This window comes from Oceanobacillus alkalisoli (assembly GCF_022213125.1).
GTDB classification, from domain to species: domain Bacteria; phylum Bacillota; class Bacilli; order Bacillales; family Amphibacillaceae; genus Oceanobacillus; species Oceanobacillus alkalisoli.
This window is the reverse complement of sequence record NZ_JAKNRA010000014.1, coordinates 35,138-53,649: the sequence shown is the minus strand read 5'-3', so window position 1 is coordinate 53,649 and position 18,512 is coordinate 35,138. Positions and strand designations below refer to the sequence as shown.

General features: G+C 43.2%; 19 protein-coding genes and 1 pseudogene. 3 read left to right on the top strand and 17 right to left on the bottom strand.

Features of this window, described 5'->3' with window-relative positions; translation table 11 throughout:
• The first annotated feature begins 22 nt into the window (after positions 1 to 22).
• Together L3V42_RS15145 and L3V42_RS15140 are read left to right on the top strand one after the other, a co-directional pair.
• Positions 23 to 631: a flavin reductase family protein gene (locus L3V42_RS15145; RefSeq protein WP_235763420.1), complete on the top strand. Its 609-nt coding sequence runs from the start codon at positions 23 to 25 to the stop codon at positions 629 to 631.
• Positions 632 to 649: 18 nt separating this feature from the next.
• The gene (locus tag L3V42_RS15140; RefSeq protein WP_238472354.1) at positions 650 to 1,246 is read left to right on the top strand and encodes an alpha/beta hydrolase; all 597 of its coding nucleotides are present in this window, start codon (positions 650 to 652) and stop codon (positions 1,244 to 1,246) included.
• A gap of 752 nt (positions 1,247 to 1,998) precedes the next feature.
• Here L3V42_RS15140 and L3V42_RS15135 read toward each other — a convergent pair.
• From L3V42_RS15135 to L3V42_RS15110, 6 genes and pseudogenes are all read right to left on the bottom strand, one after another.
• On the bottom strand, positions 1,999 to 2,859 hold the full coding sequence (locus L3V42_RS15135; protein WP_235763422.1) for a VOC family protein: 861 nt from the start codon (positions 2,857 to 2,859) through the stop codon (positions 1,999 to 2,001).
• A 143-nt stretch (positions 2,860 to 3,002) separates the two neighbouring features.
• A complete protein-coding gene (locus tag L3V42_RS15130) occupies positions 3,003 to 3,596 on the bottom strand; it encodes a lysophospholipid acyltransferase family protein (protein ID WP_238472353.1) in 594 nt (197 codons plus the stop codon).
• A 262-nt stretch (positions 3,597 to 3,858) separates the two neighbouring features.
• Positions 3,859 to 4,095 (bottom strand): annotated as a pseudogene (locus L3V42_RS15125) (zinc-binding dehydrogenase); the annotation flags it as partial.
• Between the two features lie 127 nt (positions 4,096 to 4,222).
• A complete protein-coding gene (locus L3V42_RS15120; protein WP_235763424.1) occupies positions 4,223 to 5,326 on the bottom strand; it encodes a mechanosensitive ion channel family protein in 1,104 nt (367 codons plus the stop codon).
• An 83-nt stretch (positions 5,327 to 5,409) separates the two neighbouring features.
• On the bottom strand, positions 5,410 to 6,174 hold the full coding sequence (gene aroD, locus L3V42_RS15115) for a type I 3-dehydroquinate dehydratase (protein WP_238472352.1): 765 nt from the start codon (positions 6,172 to 6,174) through the stop codon (positions 5,410 to 5,412).
• A gap of 724 nt (positions 6,175 to 6,898) precedes the next feature.
• Complete coding sequence (locus tag L3V42_RS15110) at positions 6,899 to 7,321, bottom strand: HicA family toxin-antitoxin system (protein ID WP_238472351.1); 423 nt, start codon at positions 7,319 to 7,321, stop codon at positions 6,899 to 6,901.
• A 227-nt stretch (positions 7,322 to 7,548) separates the two neighbouring features.
• Here L3V42_RS15110 and L3V42_RS15105 point away from each other — a divergent pair, with 227 nt between their 5' ends.
• Entirely contained in the window at positions 7,549 to 7,917 is a 369-nt protein-coding gene (locus L3V42_RS15105; RefSeq protein WP_238472350.1) for a hypothetical protein, read from the top strand.
• A 390-nt stretch (positions 7,918 to 8,307) separates the two neighbouring features.
• Here the strand turns inward: L3V42_RS15105 and L3V42_RS15100 are convergent, their stop codons facing one another.
• From L3V42_RS15100 to L3V42_RS15050, 11 genes are all read right to left on the bottom strand, one after another.
• Positions 8,308 to 9,741, bottom strand: a complete 1,434-nt coding sequence (locus tag L3V42_RS15100; protein ID WP_238472349.1) for an ABC transporter ATP-binding protein — start codon at positions 9,739 to 9,741, stop codon at positions 8,308 to 8,310.
• 12 nt (positions 9,742 to 9,753) lie between these two features.
• On the bottom strand, positions 9,754 to 10,611 hold the full coding sequence (locus L3V42_RS15095) for an ABC transporter permease (RefSeq protein ID WP_238472348.1): 858 nt from the start codon (positions 10,609 to 10,611) through the stop codon (positions 9,754 to 9,756).
• On the bottom strand, positions 10,612 to 11,601 hold the full coding sequence (locus L3V42_RS15090) for an ABC transporter permease (RefSeq protein WP_238472347.1): 990 nt from the start codon (positions 11,599 to 11,601) through the stop codon (positions 10,612 to 10,614).
• A 5-nt stretch (positions 11,602 to 11,606) separates the two neighbouring features.
• Positions 11,607 to 13,208: an ABC transporter substrate-binding protein gene (locus L3V42_RS15085; RefSeq protein ID WP_238472346.1), complete on the bottom strand. Its 1,602-nt coding sequence runs from the start codon at positions 13,206 to 13,208 to the stop codon at positions 11,607 to 11,609.
• A gap of 62 nt (positions 13,209 to 13,270) precedes the next feature.
• Positions 13,271 to 14,095, bottom strand: a complete 825-nt coding sequence (locus L3V42_RS15080) for an urease accessory protein UreD (RefSeq protein WP_238472345.1) — start codon at positions 14,093 to 14,095, stop codon at positions 13,271 to 13,273.
• Positions 14,088 to 14,708: an urease accessory protein UreG gene (gene ureG / locus L3V42_RS15075; RefSeq protein ID WP_235763433.1), complete on the bottom strand. Its 621-nt coding sequence runs from the start codon at positions 14,706 to 14,708 to the stop codon at positions 14,088 to 14,090. The genes L3V42_RS15080 and ureG overlap by 8 nt, the downstream gene beginning before the upstream one ends.
• 186 nt (positions 14,709 to 14,894) lie before the next feature.
• Positions 14,895 to 15,581 carry an urease accessory protein UreF gene (locus L3V42_RS15070; RefSeq protein WP_235763434.1) on the bottom strand — a complete coding sequence of 229 codons (687 nt, stop codon included), beginning with the start codon at positions 15,579 to 15,581 and terminating at the stop codon, positions 14,895 to 14,897.
• Positions 15,574 to 16,029, bottom strand: coding sequence for an urease accessory protein UreE (gene ureE / locus L3V42_RS15065; protein WP_235763435.1), 456 nt, complete (start codon positions 16,027 to 16,029; stop codon positions 15,574 to 15,576). The genes L3V42_RS15070 and ureE overlap by 8 nt, the downstream gene beginning before the upstream one ends.
• An 11-nt stretch (positions 16,030 to 16,040) precedes the next feature.
• A complete protein-coding gene (gene ureC, locus L3V42_RS15060; RefSeq protein WP_238472344.1) occupies positions 16,041 to 17,759 on the bottom strand; it encodes an urease subunit alpha in 1,719 nt (572 codons plus the stop codon).
• Positions 17,756 to 18,079 (bottom strand): urease subunit beta, encoded by a 324-nt coding sequence (locus tag L3V42_RS15055; RefSeq protein ID WP_235763437.1) that lies wholly within the window; start codon positions 18,077 to 18,079, stop codon positions 17,756 to 17,758. Before L3V42_RS15055 ends, ureC begins: the two co-directional genes overlap by 4 nt.
• A 39-nt stretch (positions 18,080 to 18,118) precedes the next feature.
• Positions 18,119 to 18,421: an urease subunit gamma gene (locus L3V42_RS15050; protein ID WP_235763438.1), complete on the bottom strand. Its 303-nt coding sequence runs from the start codon at positions 18,419 to 18,421 to the stop codon at positions 18,119 to 18,121.
• Between the last annotated feature and the right edge of the window lie 91 nt (positions 18,422 to 18,512).

The following is an 18,512-nucleotide window of genomic DNA, read 5'->3' as shown; positions in this document are numbered from 1 at the left end:
AAGCGTTAAGAGGTGCCGCAACATGCTTTCCATTCATCCACAGGATCAAACGGAAAGAGAAAATTATAAGCTGTTAATCGGCTCCATCATTCCACGGCCCATTGCCTTTATTACAACTCAATCTTCAGCCGGAATTATAAATGCAGCGCCTTTCAGCTATTTCAATATCGCCGCAACCGACCCTCCGATGCTTGCCGTTTCGATTCAACGGAAGGACGACGCCCAGAAGGATTCTGCCAAAAATATGATGGAAACGAAGGAATTCGTCATTCATATTGTCGATGAGTATAATGTAGCTGAAATCAATAAAACAGCCGCATCACTTTCACCGGATGAAAGTGAAATCGATGTAACAGAGCTGGACTTGGTCGAAAGTACAAATATAGCTGTACCTGCTGTTAAGCAAGCAAAAGTTCGATTTGAATGTACGTTGGAAAAGGCAGTAGAACTTGGACAAACCGAGAGAATTACTTCTGATTTAATCATCGGTAAAGTCGAGAGATTCCATATCGCAGAAGAAGTTTATGAAGCTGGAAAAATCAATTACGATAAACTCCAAGCCATAAGCCGACTGGCCGGACATGATTACGCCAAAATTGGAGAGATATTTACAATCGAAAGACCAAAATAAGAGAGGAAGATTGAATAATTGAAACACGTATTCCAAAAAGGAAATGACCCATCAAGACCAACATTGCTCTTACTGCACGGTACCGGAGGAAATGAACATGACTTGCTCCCCCTTGCAGAGGTTATCGATAAAGCTGCAAACGTACTAAGCGTTCGCGGAAATATTCTTGAAAACGGAATGCCTAGGTTTTTTAAGCGACTGGCAGAAGGAGTTTTTGATGAAGAGGATTTAATTTTCCGAACACAGGAATTAAATGTATTTCTCGACGAAGCAGCGGAAAAATATGAATTTGACCGGAACAATATAACTGCTGTCGGGTATTCCAATGGTGCAAATATTGCAGCGAGCTTGATGTTCCATTATCAGGATGCACTGAAGACAGCGGTTCTCCACCACCCAATGGTGCCAAGAAGAGGGATTGATTTGCCTGACTTAACTGGAAAGCGTGTATTTATCGCAGCTGGTACGAATGATCCAATTTGTCCAGCACAGGAATCAGAGGAATTGGATACGCTACTTGCAGGTGCTGGAGCGGAAGTCGAGCTCCACTGGGAAAATCGCGGGCACCAATTAACGATGACGGAAGTGCAAGCCGCTGCTGCTTGGTATAAATAATAAAGTGAAACTTCATTTCGTGGGGCTTTTCTTTCTCCATTGAATGTTAGTTGAACAGAATCAGGGATTTACGGACTGTTTATCCCTCAACATCACATGTTCGGTTTCCCTCATGTTTAGAAGTGGGGGATTACAGACCGTTCATGCATGAAAAAGTGTGCAAATTAAATGAAGTCGCAGGGCTTACACATGTTCAATGTAAACCCTGCGACTATTTAAATTATTTTACTCCTAAATTGTAAATGGTAAGATCGGGAAAAGGAGGTTGTTTCTTTGGACGGACTTGTTTTTCTCATTGCAAGCTTCATCGGTCCATTTATCGCCCTTATCATAATTGCAGTTGCAATTATACGGTCCATTAAAAAGTAGATTAAAACTTCATTCAGTGGGGATATCATTTACCCCTATTTCAAATTTTAGTTGGTCCTTCTATTAGACAGATCTAACAATTTTGCATTTATTTGTCCAATAGAGCTCTTCTACTAGACAGATCTAATGATTTTGCACTTATTTTGTCCAATAGAGCTTCTCTATTAGACAGATCTAATGATTTTGCACTTATTTTGTCCAATAGAGCTTCTCTATTAGACAGATCTAATGATTTTGCACTTACTTTGTCCAATAGAGCTCTTCTATTAGACAGTTCTAACGATTCTGCACTTATTTTGTCCAATAGAGCTTCTCTATTAGACAACTCTACCACTTTTTGCACTTATTTTGTCCAATTTCCGCTGTTATCTCGCCGCCGCTATTCATCCAATCACAAAACGAAGCGTGTTTCCCGATGGGTCTTCAACGAAATAATCGCCATCCGCCTCACGAATTGGTGCATTAAGTTTCCGAACATTTTCTAAAGTTGTCTGTCTTGTGCTTTCATCTGGAAAAACAAGCTTGAACCAGTTCAGTCCGACACTATTTTCCGGTGTTCTTGGTGCACCTACCCCGTTCCAGGTATTCATGCCGATATGGTGATGGTAACCGTTACTCGATGTGAATAAAGCTCCAGGCAGTTCGGTCACAACATCATAGCCGATTCCATTAATATAGAACTCGCGCGCCACTTCAATATCAGACACATGCAAATGAATATGTCCCATGATTGTATCTTCTGGCATTCCTTCCCATGGTGCCTTCCGGTCTGCGAGTAACCCTTGTGCGTCAAGTGCAACTGTCCCCATGGATACCATGCTTCCTTCCCACTCCCATGTTCCGGAATCCCGGTCATGTGCGATTTCGATCCCATTACCATCTGGGTCGTCGAAATATAAAGCTTCACTTACAAAGTGATCAGAAGCCCCTAAGCGCATATTTCCTCCCGATTTTTCCGCGATATGTTGCAGCAATGCGGCAAGATCAGAACGATTTGGAAGCAAAATTGCATAGTGATACAATCCAGCTGTACGCGGAGCTTTCGGTTGTACTCCTTCTGGCTGAACAAGTGTGAGGATTGCTTTTTCACCATCTGCAGTCAGCTTAGCTTCCGTAGCTGTTTGCTCCAATACTTTAAACCCGAGGAAATCCCGGTAAAATTCTAATGACCTTTCCAAGTCTGTTACATTAATACTTACTTCGCCAACATAAATCGTTGGACTTTGAAAAAACTTTTTCTCCATATCTATTCTTCCCTTTCAATTATATTACCATTTTACACTAAGTTACTATATGTAAGTATAGGGTATAAATGTATGAATGTCAACAAAAGAAAGACCTTAAGATAAACATTCTGTCTGTTTATCATAAGGTCTATGCGTTGTTATCATTTTTCTCTCAGTTGTCTTTGCAAGTTATACATTTCGACATTCAATTTTTCCATCATCGTATCCATTGCTTCTCTTCGCGGCTGGTCTTCGGGCAAGTAAATCGGATCACCGAAAATAAGCTTTGGCTTCTGGAATTTGAGCAAATCTTTAAAGTTGTTCGGGCCGATGTAAGCTGCAGGTATAATCGGTGCTTTACCATAAGCTGCAATCGTTACGGCACCGCGCTTTAAAGGGACTTCCTCGGTTGATCTCGTTCCGCTTGGGAAGATTCCAATGATCTTCCCTTCCTTCAGTAGCTTACGGGGTACCTTGATTGTGCTCGGTCCCGGATTATCCCGGTCGACTGGGAAAGCATTCAAGACATTCATCAGCCAATTTGTGAATTTCGTCTGGAACAATTCCTTCTTTGCCATATAATGAATTTGCTTAGGCAGTAAGGATACCCCAAGCCATAAAATATCAACCCAACCTGTATGTGTACAAGCAATAATGTATCCGCCATTATCTGGTAATTTTTCTTTCTGATAGACTTTGATTCTTCCAAAAATAGTTAAGATAATTTTTACTACGTTCGCTGCAAAATTATACATTGCCTTTCCTCCTACACTCGTGCATCTCCCTTATTTTATCATAAAGGAGGAGGAACGGGTATCCTTTACTTGGGGGAGTTAGTTCTTTTTTCAGATAAAAACCTGTGACTTTTTAATGTAATAAACGTCTTAATTATGAGTCTTAAAAAAGGAGGCGAAATCGTTTTGCAGGATAAAGCAATTGAAGAAATTGCAGATTGGTATCGACATTACAGCGATTCCGTGTTCAAATATATTCTAATGATTTTCGTGATCACCAACAACCTCCAATCGAATCAATAGCAGCATCTGCACCCCTTCCATTTGTTAACTCCATCACAGTTTCAGTAAGTGAAGTGCTTGAAGTGTTTATAACATGAGACGCACCCAGTTCAAGTAAATCTTCCGTAAGTTTATCATTTCGTGTAACTGCAACTAACTAAAAACCTAGCCCCTTCGCTAATTGAGCAAATTTCCGTCCTATCGAAGAACCACACGCATTAACCAATAAACGATCATTTGCAATTGAAATTATTGAAATCGATGAATGATTCAAGGTTTATTTATAACTGGCGAAAAATAGAGTGATTTCTAAGCAGGAAAAAACCCTACAATCGTTGTAGAGTTCCTCCGTCTTCGAGTGAAGATTATTCGGTTGCCCGGTCTCTCCCCTGGGATTCTTCTTCCTCCGACTCAACCATAAGCCGTCTCGTCGGAACAGCAATTTCAATACCTTCTTCTTCAAGAATATCGAGAATTCTAAAGTTAATATCTTCACGGACTGCCAAGTGCTCTGCCCAAACCGTTGTCTTCGTAAAGAAGTAAAGCAAGAGCTCAAAGCCATCCTCCTGATATTGTTCGAAATAGACCATAATCGTTTCCGGATGGACTTCATCATGCTCCCTGAGCATCGTATTGATTTTTTCCAATACGTTTTTAACTTTTTCTTTAGGTGTATCATATATAAGTCGAATGGAAAAGTTAATTCGACGTTTGCCCATTTTACTCCAGTTTGTAATATTTTCATTTGCAAGGGTATTATTTGGAACTGTAACAAGTGCGTCTTCAAAGGTTCGGATCTTCGTACTTCTGAAGCTGATATCTTCTACCGTTCCTTCAACGGATGGTGTTAAAATCCAATCTCCTAGCGTGAACGGTTTTTCCGATATAATGACGACTCCGCCAAGAATATTAGCTAGGGCATCTTTAGCCGCAAGGGAAATAGCAAGTCCACCAAGGCCAAGTCCGGCAATAAACCCTTCGATACTGTAATCGAATTCTTGCAGAATGATCGTTAAACTGATTGCGATGATGATCACTTGCAAGGTTCGCGATAAAAGCGGAATCAGAATATCATCTATTTTAATATTCGTCCGCTGATTGATTTTATAAAACACATTGGATGAGGATGATGATAAATTAAGCAGTCCCCAAGTAATTAACACGATAAGCGCTACCTTGACGAGAGTAATAAACCAATCCTGGTGATGATTAAAGTAAGGATATAACCGTAAAGCCACATAAAGCCCTACGATGATGAATAGCCATTCCACCGGTTTTTGAAAGGATTGGAAAATATTCGATAGAAAATTAACTTTCGTCTTATTGATCAACCGCATGATGATGCGGAAGACATATTTTGTAAATAATTTGCGGAACAGCAAGAATAAGAGAAAGACTCCTACTGCGATTCCTAAGTTTTTCAAGTGTGTATAGGATATAAGAAATTCCCAATTTTCCAACGTGAACATTGTTAAACCTCCAACTTATCTAGCTGCAATTCATTGTGATGTACGCCATTTTATAGTTGATTTTTCCATTTGTAAACTGCTAGCTACTGGGCATTATGAATGATTTGCAGAATCTTTTTCATCTCGCCTGCAGACACCTGTCCCGGTGCGGAAGCGTGCTTCACCGTTGCAAACGTAAGCACAGATCCGAAAATCTCTCCACTCATCCGGGTCACGATACCGCGACTCCCCATTGCAATCATAATCATTTTGCGGTTTGGATATAACTTTTTCAATTTTAGGTTCGCTTGAATTACCGTGAGGACATCTTCCTCTTTGACCGGCATGACAGCAACTTTCGGAATATCCCCGCCAAGTTCAAGCATTTTTTCTACCCGGTTCATAATTTCCGGTGCGTCAGGTGTCTGTTTGAAATCATGATTTGAAATAATCGTTAAAACTTGCTGTCCTTTTGCGATTGCAACTAGTTCCTTAACGGTATCTTCCCCGCGGAATAATTCAATATCAATCAGCTGGACAGCTCCGGACTCGGCAGCTTGTTTATTCAGTTCCATGTATTGCCTGACAGTGATATCCTTTTCCCCGCCTTCTTCCGCTGTCCGGAAACTGAAGATAAGCGGCATATTTCCCAGTTCTTTTCTTATTTCAGCTAATGCCTCAAGCACCTTTTCCGTATCTCGTCCATACTCAAAGAAATCAACCCGCCATTCTGCAAGATCTGCTTCTGAATTCCGCACTAAGCCGCATTCATCCAGTAACGCTTTTAAAGTAGTTCCTGTTAAAGGGGCACAAACTTTCGGCATTCCTTCACCCAATGTAATATCACCAATTTTATATTCCTGACTCATCTGCTACCAGTCCTTTTTTATGTATTACTATCATTCTAATTTATCCTGGCTAACGTGACAAATGATTGGGTGAGTTGTAATACTTTTAAATAAAACGACACAAAAAAAGTTGAGGGAATTTATTAAGAATTACTTTACCCACTTATTCTTTATGATTCGTCATCTTACTCACTTTAAACAATCCATCAAATAAAAGGATTCCCAAAAAGCCAAATGAGTATAAATCCTACTATAATTCCTACTATAAATATTCCTATTTTCTTCACTATTCCCCACCACTTTTAGAATGCTAATATTTTTAATTCCCTTTTTTTGTATTTCTAAACCGGGATTTACGGACTGTATATCCCTACCTTCACATTTTGGCTTCCCCTCATGTCTAGAGGCGGGGATACTACAGACCGTTAATGCGTGATAAAAAGTTTCGGTGTTTGTCAAATGAATGAATTTCATAATTACCAAAGTCGGCTTTTCCATCACCATATGTAGTTGGGAACGAACTAAATCAACTACATATGGTGATGGTGAAGTATTAAATACGTATTATGAAATTCATTAAATTCATAAAAAACTCAAATCGGCTGCCGTATAAGGTTTTTAAATACTATTCACAACTGAAAAAGCTCAATTCCGGATGGTTCAGTTGTTTATCTGTCTCATCAATAAAAGCATTTGAGAAAATAAAATAGCGCATCCCTCACACACCAAGATGCGCCATACTCTCTTATTCCATATGTTCTTTCATTTTTTCATGAATTTGTTCTTCAATTTTCTCCACACGCTCATCCTGTAACTTTCGTCTCGGTTTTGGATGGAACCATTCGACTTCTCCATCAATGATTGTACCCTTGAATTCTTCGCCTTGGATCTTCAATTTAAATAAATGAAGGTTTCTTCTGCTATTGCTGTTGTTAAGCATTGGCTCGACTTCCATGTTATCCGTGTCATCACTGATGCCGTGCTTTCCAAGAAGCTCGTACACTTCATTTTCGATTGCCTGTAGCTTGTGCTCCGGAACGACTTGTTTTGGGTGCGGGTGCAGCCAGTGAATTTCACCATCATAAAAATCACCCTTGTATTTCTTCCCATCTATGACGAGCTTGAATTGATGCCGTTCATGTGGTCTGTCTTCAAAAATCGGTTCCACTTCAAAATTATCAACCAGTGGAAACACCTCCCTGAAAAATCATTCTCTTCTTATATTCCCTTAAATTTATAGAACCATGCCTGATTTTATAAAATTGAACCATTCCACCATAAAGCGTAAGAATAGGTTTGTCAACCTTCCCTATTTTTTTAAGGTTCTACGAAAAGTGTCATATTTTGTTCGTATCCTTTCATGCTACAATGAACCCGATTAGGAAGGTGAACAAGATGAATAAGGAAGAACAAATCATTGAGATGCTTGGGAAAATCATGGACGAGCACAGCCAAACTTTAGAAAAACATGGCACACAACTTAAAGAACACGGACAAATACTAACTGCGCTCCGTGCTGATCAAGAACATGTAAAAGCAGAACTTGATGGTATGAAAATATCAAACGCTAAAGAATTCGGAGGCTTGAAAGAAGAAGTAAACACGTCCGTAATCAACCAGGAAATTTTACGTAATGATACCTGGGCAAATAAAGTCGATATCCAACGTATGAACAAAGGCGCAAGTTCCCGTTTAGCAACGTACAAACTGCGCCTCCCAGGATGGGAGGTAGTTCGATGTTGCCCCAGGAAGGGGCGAACTTAATCGAACCTCCTTTTTACCGGAAGGGAGATAAAGGAAACTCAGGCGACGGTAGAGAGCCGATGTTGACTTTCATCACAAGGGTATAAGTGCGACTAAGCCTCTGGCTGAAGCCAATCGGCAAGTCTTCTTTATCGATTGCAGGAGTGTGAAGTTTGTCAGTTGTTGGGCGCAGAGCGGACGTGGCTATTGCTGGGAATTCAAATTATCCACAGCATTTTTTTGCTTTCTAGTTTCCCATGCAATAAGAAAACGCTTGGGTTGGCCTAGTGAAATCCAGCTAATTTTCGGACATCCCCTCATTTTTTAACTCCATAGAATCTAATTCCAAAAAAAACAGGTCAGAATCCGTGTCTGACCTGCTTTCCTATTCTTCTTATTAAATTGCATCCCTCACCTGATGTCCGTAAAATCAATGATTCGATCAGATATTTTTTCAAGGAGTTGATGATCATGACTTACGGCAAGGACACCAATCCCGCGCTGCCTAGCAAGCTTAAGTACCGCCAGCCAGATTTGCGCTTGGGTCACGGCATCAAGCATCGTTGTCATTTCGTCGGCAATCAGGTAGCGGATATTTTCACTCATCAACGCGCGGGCGACGGAGAAGCGCTGCAGTTCGCCGCCTGACAATTCACTTGGCCAGCGCTTGAACCATTCTTTCCGGATTCCGAGGATATCAAGCAGTTCTGCATCCCACGTCCCTACTTCCTGGAAAATCTTCTCCACCCGCCATCTTGGGTTAATCGCTTGTTCGGGATGCTGCCAAACCATTTGCACAGGATTCACGTCTTCTTTAATCCGTTTAACATCAAGAAGTACTTCTCCTTCTAGCGGGGACATGTAGCCGGCGAGAATTTGCGCCATTGTCGACTTGCCCGCCCCGCTATAACCGAATAACCCAACGACTTCACCCGGCTCGATTGAAAGCTGCAAGTTTTTAAAAAGCCACGGGGAGCCCGGATACCGGTAGCTGATCCCTTTGGCATGGAGTACCTGCTGTTTCTTGTTGCCCTGTTTTTTCTCCTCCAGTGGTGACGTCATAATAAATTCATTTTGCGGTAAGGCGTTCCACAAAGCTTTCGTAAACGGGTGCTCGAGCCGCTCCCCTTTCCCGGAAAAATGGGCAACAGGGGCAATCTCCACCGTTTCTCCTTCGTTGAATACAGCTATCCGGTCAGCAAGTCGGGCTGCAACCGCAATATCATGCGTAATAAACATCATTCCTTTATCTGCAGTCACGAGTTGCCGGAGCTGTTTGATTGTATCGTCAAGTGCTTCCGGATCAATTCCTGGAGTTGGCTCGTCCGCAATGATCAGAGTTGGAGATGCCGTGATTGCTGTTGCTACAAGGACCCTTCTGCTCATGCCGCCCGAAAGTTCAAAAGGATAGAGGTCCACTACATTTTCCTTTAAGCCGACCCGCTCTAAAACAGACCGACTTGCTCTTTTCTTGTTTGACTGAATTTGTTTTCCCGTTTTCATTAAAGGGTCGAGGGCCATAACAGACTGCGGGATAAGCGATATTTCGTTGCCGCGGAGTTTCATCTGTCGCTTTTCAGTCAGCTCCTCCCCTTTATATTGCAATGTACCGTCTGTCCTTGCATTTTCCGGTAAAATTCCCAGTATGGCATCTGCGAGCAGGCTTTTCCCTGAACCGCTCGCTCCAACCACTGCCACAATTTCTCCGGGATAAATACACAAAGAAAAATTGCGGATCACTTCTAGATAAGTTTCCCTCAAACCTCTTTCATATTGCAGAAATCTTAATGAGAAGTCTTTCACTTCAAGCAGTGGCTGTCCATTCATCTTATTATTTGAAACCAATTTGCATCCTCCTTACCCTCTTTGACCATGGAATGGGTCGACGAACTTGCGTACACTTCTGCCAAAAAGATCAAAGAGGCCAACAACGACGAGCAGTGCTAACCCCGGAAAGAATGCAAGCCACCAAGCTCCTGTTGATAAATAACGCATCGATTCCGACAAAATGATTCCGATTGCTGGCGTTTCTGTTGATAAGCCGAAGCCGAGAAAGGTAATCGCCGCTTCGTGTAAAATCACATGCGGGAAAAGTAAAATAAACCCGACGATAAGTTGTGGGATTAAATGGGGTAAAAAGTGATTCCTCGCTATCCAGCGCTCTCGCTTACCTAATTGCCGTGAAATCTTTGTATATTCCGCTGTTTTCAACTGCAGTACTTCAGACCGTAATAACCTTGCGAGACTCGGCCAGTGGGTAAGGGAAAGTCCGATTACAACTCCTTTAAACCCTCCGCCTGCAGCAAATGAAATTAAAATCAATGTGACAATATGAGGCATACTTAAGAACAAATCAATCAGCCACGTGACAATCCGGTCCGCAAGTTTATTCCATGCAGCCACCAAACTTAGCAACAGTGCAATGATTGTACTTGAACAGGCCGCGAGAATACCGACACCGATACTAAATATCAGGCCTTTTAGCGTACGCATCAGCATATCCCGACCTAGCCAATCCGTCCCAAACAAATGCTCGAGGGAAGGCGCCCGATTTTTCCCTTCCAGATTAATAGCAATGTTATCGGTTTGAATGAGCAGCCCACTTATGATGATCCCAAGCAGGAGGATGGAAGCAAACAGAATCCCTGCCACCGTCCGCCTGCGCACACTCCAGTTGAAAGGACGAGTTTTCCTGCTCATGCTTTGTGCTTTCATTTACCCACCTTCCCTTCGGATTCTGGGATCAATGACTTTATATAAAATATCTGCAAGTAAATTCCCTGTAAAAACAAAAATCGTACTAAATAAAACAATTCCGAGTAACAGCGGGACGTCCCCGCCAAGTCCGGCATTGACAATTGCTTGTCCAAGACCCGGATAGGAAAAGACTTGTTCTGCCAATACAGCACCTCCGAACAATTCACCAAACGAGGCAAAATGAAGCGAGATTGCTGGTAGCGAGATATTCCGTAACCCATGCCGCTTCAGTAAAGTAAGCCCCCGCTCGCCTCTTGCTTTTGCAAATCGGACATATTCACTCTGCAGCACGTCAATCAATTTCTCGCGCGTATGTAAGGCAACATTGGCAACTCCTACAATACTTAACGTCAGCGCTGGAAGAAACAGATGTCTCACCCGGTCAGCTAGCGATACATCGGCTGCAAGCACTCCGGCAGGTGAACCGAGACCGACCGGGAACCAGCCGAACCAGACGGCAAGTACCATTAAGAATACTAATCCCATCCAGAAAGCTGGCGTCGAAGCAAGGATGAAACAATATCCCTTAATGATACGGTCAAGCCAAGATCCTTCATTCATTCCTGACACAACACCAAGTAAAAATCCGATTCCCCCGGATAGGATCCATGCTACCATCATCAAGAGGAGGGAAGCGAGAAACCGCTCCTCGATTACACTTGCGACATCACTCCGATAAATCAGTGATGTGCCTAAGTCCCCTTGCAAAATGGTTTTTCCCCAATTGAGATACTGGTTCACCTTTGATTCATTTAACCCCCAGTATTCTGCAATATTTTCTCGTTGTTCCGGACTTACTCTTGTCATATCAGCTCCGATGTAAGACTGGACCGGGTCAATCGGTGATAAACTCAGGAGCGTGAAGGACAGGATGCTGACGGCCACAAGCAGAGTAAGCAGTTTAACAGCTTTCTTCACGGTATATAAAACAATGGATTTGAGCCGCATCTGTCCTAATCTTCCCAGTGCCAATCCGCTATGAATTCTGTAATTGGCCAGCCATGCCCATGCGGCTGTACTTTCTGCTCGCCAATATCCAAGCTTTCATCAACGAAATAGAGATGCTCTAAATTAATGAGCCATGCCCAAGGGGTATCCCCCTTCGATGAAAAGCCAGTTTCTCCGTCCCATTGAGCTCGTTTCCAATATTCATTCGCCTCTTCTAAAGATGTCGCGTTGATTGCTTCTTCCATATATTCATCTACAGTCGGATTGGAGTAATAATTGACATTATAATAGCCTTCCCCCATCGTATTGCTGCTGTAGATATTATACATTTCAAGCGGATCATGGCTTCCCCAGCCCATCATTACAGGGTTAGCATGCATAAGCCGTTCGAGTTCATTCCAGCTTTTCCCTTCTGTGTCGACCTCGATTCCAAGCGCTTTAATCTGGTCAGCGACAGCGATGGAAAGGGATTGCCTTACTTCATCCCCTGCTGGATAGAATATTGTAAAGGAAGCTGTCAACCCATCTTTTTCCCGTGTGCCATCTTCCGTTTCCTGCCATCCGGCATCTTCCAACAATTCTTTTGCTTCTCCCACTCGGTTATCTTCCATTTCTGTCTCCGGATTCCACCATGGGAGCTGGTCGGCAACAGAATAAGCAGGTGTTCCAAAGCCGTCTAAAATACCATCTACCAATGCCTCACGATCCACACCGATATCAATCGCCTTCCGAATCGCTTCGTCAGCCGTCACGTCATTGCCGATTGGGTAACCGTCATCTGTTTCTCCTCCTGCTTCTACGTAGGGAAAAACAATACCCCGGTTGTCAACCGACTCAACTTCAACGAGCTTCATACCTGGAACTTCCTGTTTGGCAAAACTTGGAGTAACCGCTACAACATCAACTTCTCCAGCTTGAGCCGCTGCAAAGGCCGCATCTTCTTCCAAGAAAAGAAATGTTAACCTCGAAAAGTCAGACTGCTCCCCATAATAATGCGGATTCGCTTCGACAATAAGCTGCTGACCTTTATCCCACTGCACGAATTGGTAAGGTCCCGAACCAATCGGATTTTCATTGTACGTCTCATTATACGCATGCTCAGGCACAATCCCGATGCTCGTGAGATGCGATACAAAGGTCGATTCCGGTTGGTTCAATGTGAAAGTGACCTCGTACTCGCCTGTAGCTTCTACCCACTCGAGATTGCTCAAGTCAATGACAGACCCACTCGTCTTAGCTGTTTCAAACGTGAAGACGACATCTTCTCCGGTGAGGGGTTCCCCGTCAGAGAACAACACATCCTCACGTAGTTGTATTATGTATTCAAGTCCATCTTCACTCACCTGATAATCTGTCGCCAAGTCATATTCGATATCAAAGTCCTGATCATAGATCAATAATGTACTTTGGAATATTGGAGAACCATAACTTCCCCAACCAGTCGTCGGATCAAAGCCTTCATCCGGCTCTCCGCCAATCGCGAGTACCAATTCATCTTTTTCTTCCGTTTTCTCCGCTGTTTCTCCACCCCCTGTCGAATTTCCGCTAGAACACGCTCCGATGAAGAGGATGAGCAGTAACAGTACACTAATGCTAAGTCTTTTCACAACCACAACTCCTTTTCAAACGAAAGATACCCGACTTATCGTCCATCTTGTCGGGCATCTTCTTAATATTTTCTTAAAAAACTTGGCTTCGTCCCGTACCATTCTTTACTGATGACATGATGGCTTGTCGTGATGATTCGTTCAATGACCTGAGTATAGTTTGCCATAATTCGAACCGTAAAACCAGGAATAGCAAGTTTAGATATTCCAAATGAAAAGTCACCTGGTATTCCTGTAATTGTTTCATATAATTGATCGAGCAATTCATCACTCGTCTGTTCACTGACAACGATAAAGGATCCTAAATGGGTGTACTCTTCCATAAAGCCCAATTCGTTCATTTGTTGCGTTTTCGGCTCCAACTTGATATGATCGAAAGCTGCCAGTTCCCCTTCTTTGTATATCTCGGTCTTGAGGCGTAGCATATTATAGCTGAACTGCTCTCCGTCGGGTGACCAGCCGGGGGTTAGAATATCGGAATAAAGCAATGTTGCACCTTGCTCCATATGTATGACATTTTTTTGATGATATCTAGCATCTTTATAAGCTATGAGAGCATCCGGCAAATATTCCAGATAACTATTCTTCCCCATATGGAAGTGTGTTTCCTGATATACTTCTTTGTTCGGTGTTTTATAGACTTTTGTCGCGGACTGTGTGGTGAGCGTGAGCTGTGCTTCTTCTTCAAGGTTCACTTTCATCCGGTACGTGTCACCGTCCAAATAGCCGCCGCCAGGATTCAGCAAGTAATAACATGGAAATGCTCCCTTGTTAAAATAGACAGGGCGCATCACTTTAAATGCACCCTGGAAGTAAACCTTTTTAGCGACGCTTCTGCCCTCTCTGTTTTCCATGTCTAGCTCAAGAACGCCTGTCCATTTAGACATCTTGACCCAATCCTTTTAACAAGGCATGTTTATTAATCCAGTCGACTACTTCATCCAGTCCTTCATCATCTTTCAGGTTCGTGAAGATAAATGGTTTATCTCCGCGGAACACTTTCGTATCGGATTCCATCACCTCAAGACTTGCACCGACATATGGAGCTAGATCTGTTTTATTGATAATGAATAGATCCGACTTGATCATCCCTTGACCACCTTTACGGGGAATCTTCTCCCCCTGGGCGACGTCGATGATATAGATGGAGAAATCGACAAGCTCCGGACTGAAGGTAGCAGCAAGGTTGTCACCGCCGCTTTCAATGAACATCAATTCGATATCCGGGTGTCTCTCCGTCAGCTCATCAATTGCCGCAAAGTTCATGGAAGCATCTTCCCTGATTGCTGTATGCGGGCAGCCTCCAGTTTCCACTCCGACGATCCGCTCTTCCGGCAGGACACCATTTTCGACTAAGATTTTCGCGTCTTCTTTCGTATAAATGTCATTTGTAATAACCGCCATACTCACTTTACCGTTCAATGCGCGGGTGATTTTTTCGACTAACATCGTTTTCCCAGCACCAACTGGGCCTCCGACGCCAATTTTAATAGGTTCCATATAAGCATACATCCTTTCTTCATTTGATTGTTTTATCACGTATTAACGGTCAGCAATACCCCACCTCTAAATAGGAGGAAAGCCCAACATATGAAGGTGGGGGATAAACAGTCCGTAAATCCCTGATTCTGCTCAACTAACATTCCGTGGGGATGTAAGGAAAACCCCACGGAATGAAGTTTCACTTTATGAACTGAAAATACGGATTCCGACACGCTCATGCTGCATTTGTGATAATTCAAGCCCTGGGGACACGATACCGAACTCTGACTCCTCCAACTGCATAATCTTTTCCGTCGCTTGTTTTAATTCCGCTTGAAAGGCATAAATGATTTTCTGTCCCGTCGTTTGACCGAGCGGAATTGCTCGGACTGCATTTTGCACCAAGCTTACGACGGTCGAATATAAATAATAGAGAATCGTCGTCTCTTTCTCGACATTTAAATCATGTCCAACAATTGTAAAGGCGAGTGCCGAATGTCCGAAAGCCTGTTTGTTTTTTATTTTTTCTTTATACGTAGCAAGGAGTGGTATTTGATAGATGGATTCAGCGATATCCAACATCCGGTCTCCCATCCGCTGGGTTCCGTCTCGTGATTCCCTTGCAAGATTTTGCACGGTAAGTATCCGATCCAATTCCCACAATCGATTCAATTCATCGTCATTCAGTGCTTCATAGGCCATGCGTGCCGCCAATCCATCTGCAAATGTGAGCTGTTCATGCAGATAAACGTTCAGCCAATCCGTAAATGTCGCTGCATCTTTCACAATATCTTTTTGAATATACGTTTCGAGGCCGAACGATTGACTGAATGCCCCGTTAGGAAAATTGGAATCGCAAAGCTGTAATAAAGAAAGAGCTTGACTAGTCATGGCTATGACCTATATGACGAAATGCTTGTTTTACTTTCCGTTCTTCTCGTTTGAAGGGGATATCCATTTCCCGCAACAACTCTTCTACGAGATAATCGTATTGGACAAGCATGTCAGACATTTCAAATTGTGCCGGTAAGTGACGATTGCCGAGCTGATGGGCGATTGTTCCCATTTCCTGCATATCTCGAGGGCTGATTACAATTAAATCATCGCTCATCACATCGATAATAATCATATTTTCTTCATCCATAAATAAAATATCGCCGGCCATCAAATCCTTTGGATCCTTCAAGCGGATTCCAAGTTCCCTGCCATGATCTGTTTCCACTCGCTGAATTCGTTTCATCAAATGGTCACTCTCTAAATAAACCTTTTCTTTATGGCGTTTCTCAAGCTCCGCAGGGTCTAAATCCTTTATATTTGCTATCACTTTTTCCACTATCAATTCGCTTCACCTCAAAATAAGAAATAACGTTGGCCAAGTGGCACTTCATCTACAGGTTCACATGTAATAAGTTCTCCATCGATCTTCACTTCATACGTTTGTGGATCGACATCAATATCAGGAGTCGCATCATTCAATTTCATATCCTTCTTCGTCAGCTGACGAATGTTTTTCACTGGCAAAATAACTTTTTCAAGGCCTAGCTTTTCTTTGATGTTGTCATCATAAGCAGCCTGGGAAACAAAGGTCATCGAGCTTTGAGACAGCCCCTTACCGAATTGTGCGAACATTGGGCGATAAATGAGCGGCTGTGGTGTCGGGATAGTAGCATTCGGGTCTCCCATTACACTTTGAACAACCATGCCACTTTTCAGAATCATTTCCGGTTTCGCTCCGAAAAACTTTGGATCCCATAAAACGAGGTCAGCCATCTTTCCGACTTCGACCGATCCGACGTATTCATCAATTCCGTGAGCAATTGCAGGGTTGATGGTATATTTTGCGACGTAACGCTTCACCCGGTTGTTATCCGCATATTTGCCGTCACCTTCAAGAAAGCCGCGTTGTTTCTTCATTTTATGGGCTGTTTGCCATGTCCGGAGTGCAACTTCACCAATTCGCCCCATCGCCTGGGCATCCGAACTTGTAATACTGAACACACCGATATCCTGTAAAATGTCTTCCGCTGCGATCGTTTCATTACGGATCCGTGAATCCGCAAACGCAATATCCTCGGGGACCGATGGATTTAAGTTGTGTGCAACCATCACCATATCGAGGTGTTCATCGATTGTGTTTATCGTATAAGGCAAGGTCGGGTTCGTTGATGCAGGCAAGACATTCATATAGCCGGCAGATTTGATCAAGTCGGGCGCATGTCCCCCACCAGCACCTTCTGTATGATACATATGGATACTGCGTCCTTTGATTGCCTTCATCGTATCTTCAAAAAATCCGCTCTCATTCAACGTGTCCGCATGCAGTGCAATTTGAACATCAAATTCATCGGCTACAGTGAGTGAATGGTCAAGTACGGAAGGGGTCGCTCCCCAATCCTCATGAACTTTCAAGCCGATTGCACCCGCTATAATCTGTTCCGCAAGCGGATCCTTTGCTGCTGCGTGTCCCTTTCCTGTTAAGCCGACATTAATCGGGAGGCCTTCCACAGCCCCGAGCATGGAATGGATATGCCATGGTCCCGGTGTCGCTGTGGTTGCCCTGGAACCAGCTCCTGGACCTGCCCCTCCACCGATCAGTGTCGTTGTTCCCGCTGCAAGCGCAACAGCCACCTGATCCGGATTAATGAAGTGGACATGGGTGTCAATCGCACCAGCAGCGACGATCTTCCCTTCACCGGAAATAACTTCTGTTCCTGCCCCAACGATAATATCGACTTTATCCTGGACTAACGGGTTCCCGGCTTTTCCGATACCGGAAATCTTGCCATCCCGCATCGCGATATCAGCTTTATAGATCCCTGTGTAATCAACAATGAGCGCATTCGTGATCACCGTGTCAGGTACACGTTCATCTTCTTCCCTTGTTATGTAAGGGTGCTGGCCCATTCCATCGCGGATGACCTTCCCGCCGCCGAATACGACTTCTTCTCCGTATTTCGCATAATCTTTTTCAACCTGTATAAATAAATCTGTATCTCCGAGCCGGACAGAATCCCCCGTTGTCGGACCATACATTTGTGCATACTGCTCTCGCGACATCTTAAAACTCATCGATTATCCCCCTTATCAAGCGGACCATCCACTTTATTATGGAAGCCATATACTTCTCTTTCGCCAGCAAAGTCAATAAGCTGGATCTCTTTCTCATCGCCTGGTTCAAAGCGGACCGCAGCCCCTGCTGGTATATTCAACCGTTTCCCATAAGCTTTCTCTCGGGTAAACGCTAATGCATTATTCACTTCATAAAAATGATAGTGCGATCCGACTTGAATCGGCCTGTCTCCTTCATTCACGACAAATAGGTTAAGATTTTCCGTACCTTCATTACAGACAATATCTTCTTCTTTTAAAATATATTCTCCTGGAATCATTTGTGGTCTCCTTTCTTACAATTAGTTGCGTCTTAAAGATTATCGTATCGGATTATGTACGGTCACTAACTTTGTGCCATCCGGAAATGTCGCTTCCACTTGGATATCAGGAATCATTTCCGGGATTCCATCCATGACATCTTCCCTGCTTAAAATCGTTGCGCCATATTCCATCAATTCTGCCACTGTCTTCCCGTCCCTTGCCCCCTCCACTACTTCATACGTAATGAGGGCAACAGCTTCTGGATGATTCAGCTTTAAACCGCGGTCTTTACGCCTTCTAGCCAAGTCAGCAGCAACAACAATCCATAGTTTTTCTTTTTCACGTGGTGATAGTTGCATTTACCTTCCTCCTAAGTTTTTCAATTGTTCTAGTTATACCCATACAGAGCACATAAGAAACATATTTGCGCTTCTTCTTTCTTTTAAAAAA

Bases quoted from the DNA above. Each gene is read 5' to 3' on its own strand.
- L3V42_RS15095 (WP_238472348.1), bottom strand. From the start codon at position 10,611: ATGAAAGCACAAAGCATGAGCAGGAAAACTCGTCCTTTCAACTGGAGT.
- L3V42_RS15050 (WP_235763438.1), bottom strand. From the start codon at position 18,421: ATGCAACTATCACCACGTGAAAAAGAAAAACTATGGATTGTTGTTGCT.
- L3V42_RS15080 (WP_238472345.1), bottom strand. From the start codon at position 14,095: ATGTCTAAATGGACAGGCGTTCTTGAGCTAGACATGGAAAACAGAGAG.
- L3V42_RS15130 (WP_238472353.1), bottom strand. From the start codon at position 3,596: ATGTATAATTTTGCAGCGAACGTAGTAAAAATTATCTTAACTATTTTT.
- L3V42_RS15135 (WP_235763422.1), bottom strand. From the start codon at position 2,859: ATGGAGAAAAAGTTTTTTCAAAGTCCAACGATTTATGTTGGCGAAGTA.
- ureG (WP_235763433.1), bottom strand. From the start codon at position 14,708: ATGGAACCTATTAAAATTGGCGTCGGAGGCCCAGTTGGTGCTGGGAAA.
- aroD (WP_238472352.1), bottom strand. From the start codon at position 6,174: ATGAGTCAGGAATATAAAATTGGTGATATTACATTGGGTGAAGGAATG.
- L3V42_RS15145 (WP_235763420.1), top strand. From the start codon at position 23: ATGCTTTCCATTCATCCACAGGATCAAACGGAAAGAGAAAATTATAAG.
- L3V42_RS15070 (WP_235763434.1), bottom strand. From the start codon at position 15,581: ATGACTAGTCAAGCTCTTTCTTTATTACAGCTTTGCGATTCCAATTTT.
- ureC (WP_238472344.1), bottom strand. From the start codon at position 17,759: ATGAGTTTTAAGATGTCGCGAGAGCAGTATGCACAAATGTATGGTCCG.
- L3V42_RS15090 (WP_238472347.1), bottom strand. From the start codon at position 11,601: ATGCGGCTCAAATCCATTGTTTTATATACCGTGAAGAAAGCTGTTAAA.
- L3V42_RS15055 (WP_235763437.1), bottom strand. From the start codon at position 18,079: ATGATTCCAGGAGAATATATTTTAAAAGAAGAAGATATTGTCTGTAAT.
- L3V42_RS15120 (WP_235763424.1), bottom strand. From the start codon at position 5,326: ATGTTCACGTTGGAAAATTGGGAATTTCTTATATCCTATACACACTTG.
- L3V42_RS15105 (WP_238472350.1), top strand. From the start codon at position 7,549: ATGAATAAGGAAGAACAAATCATTGAGATGCTTGGGAAAATCATGGAC.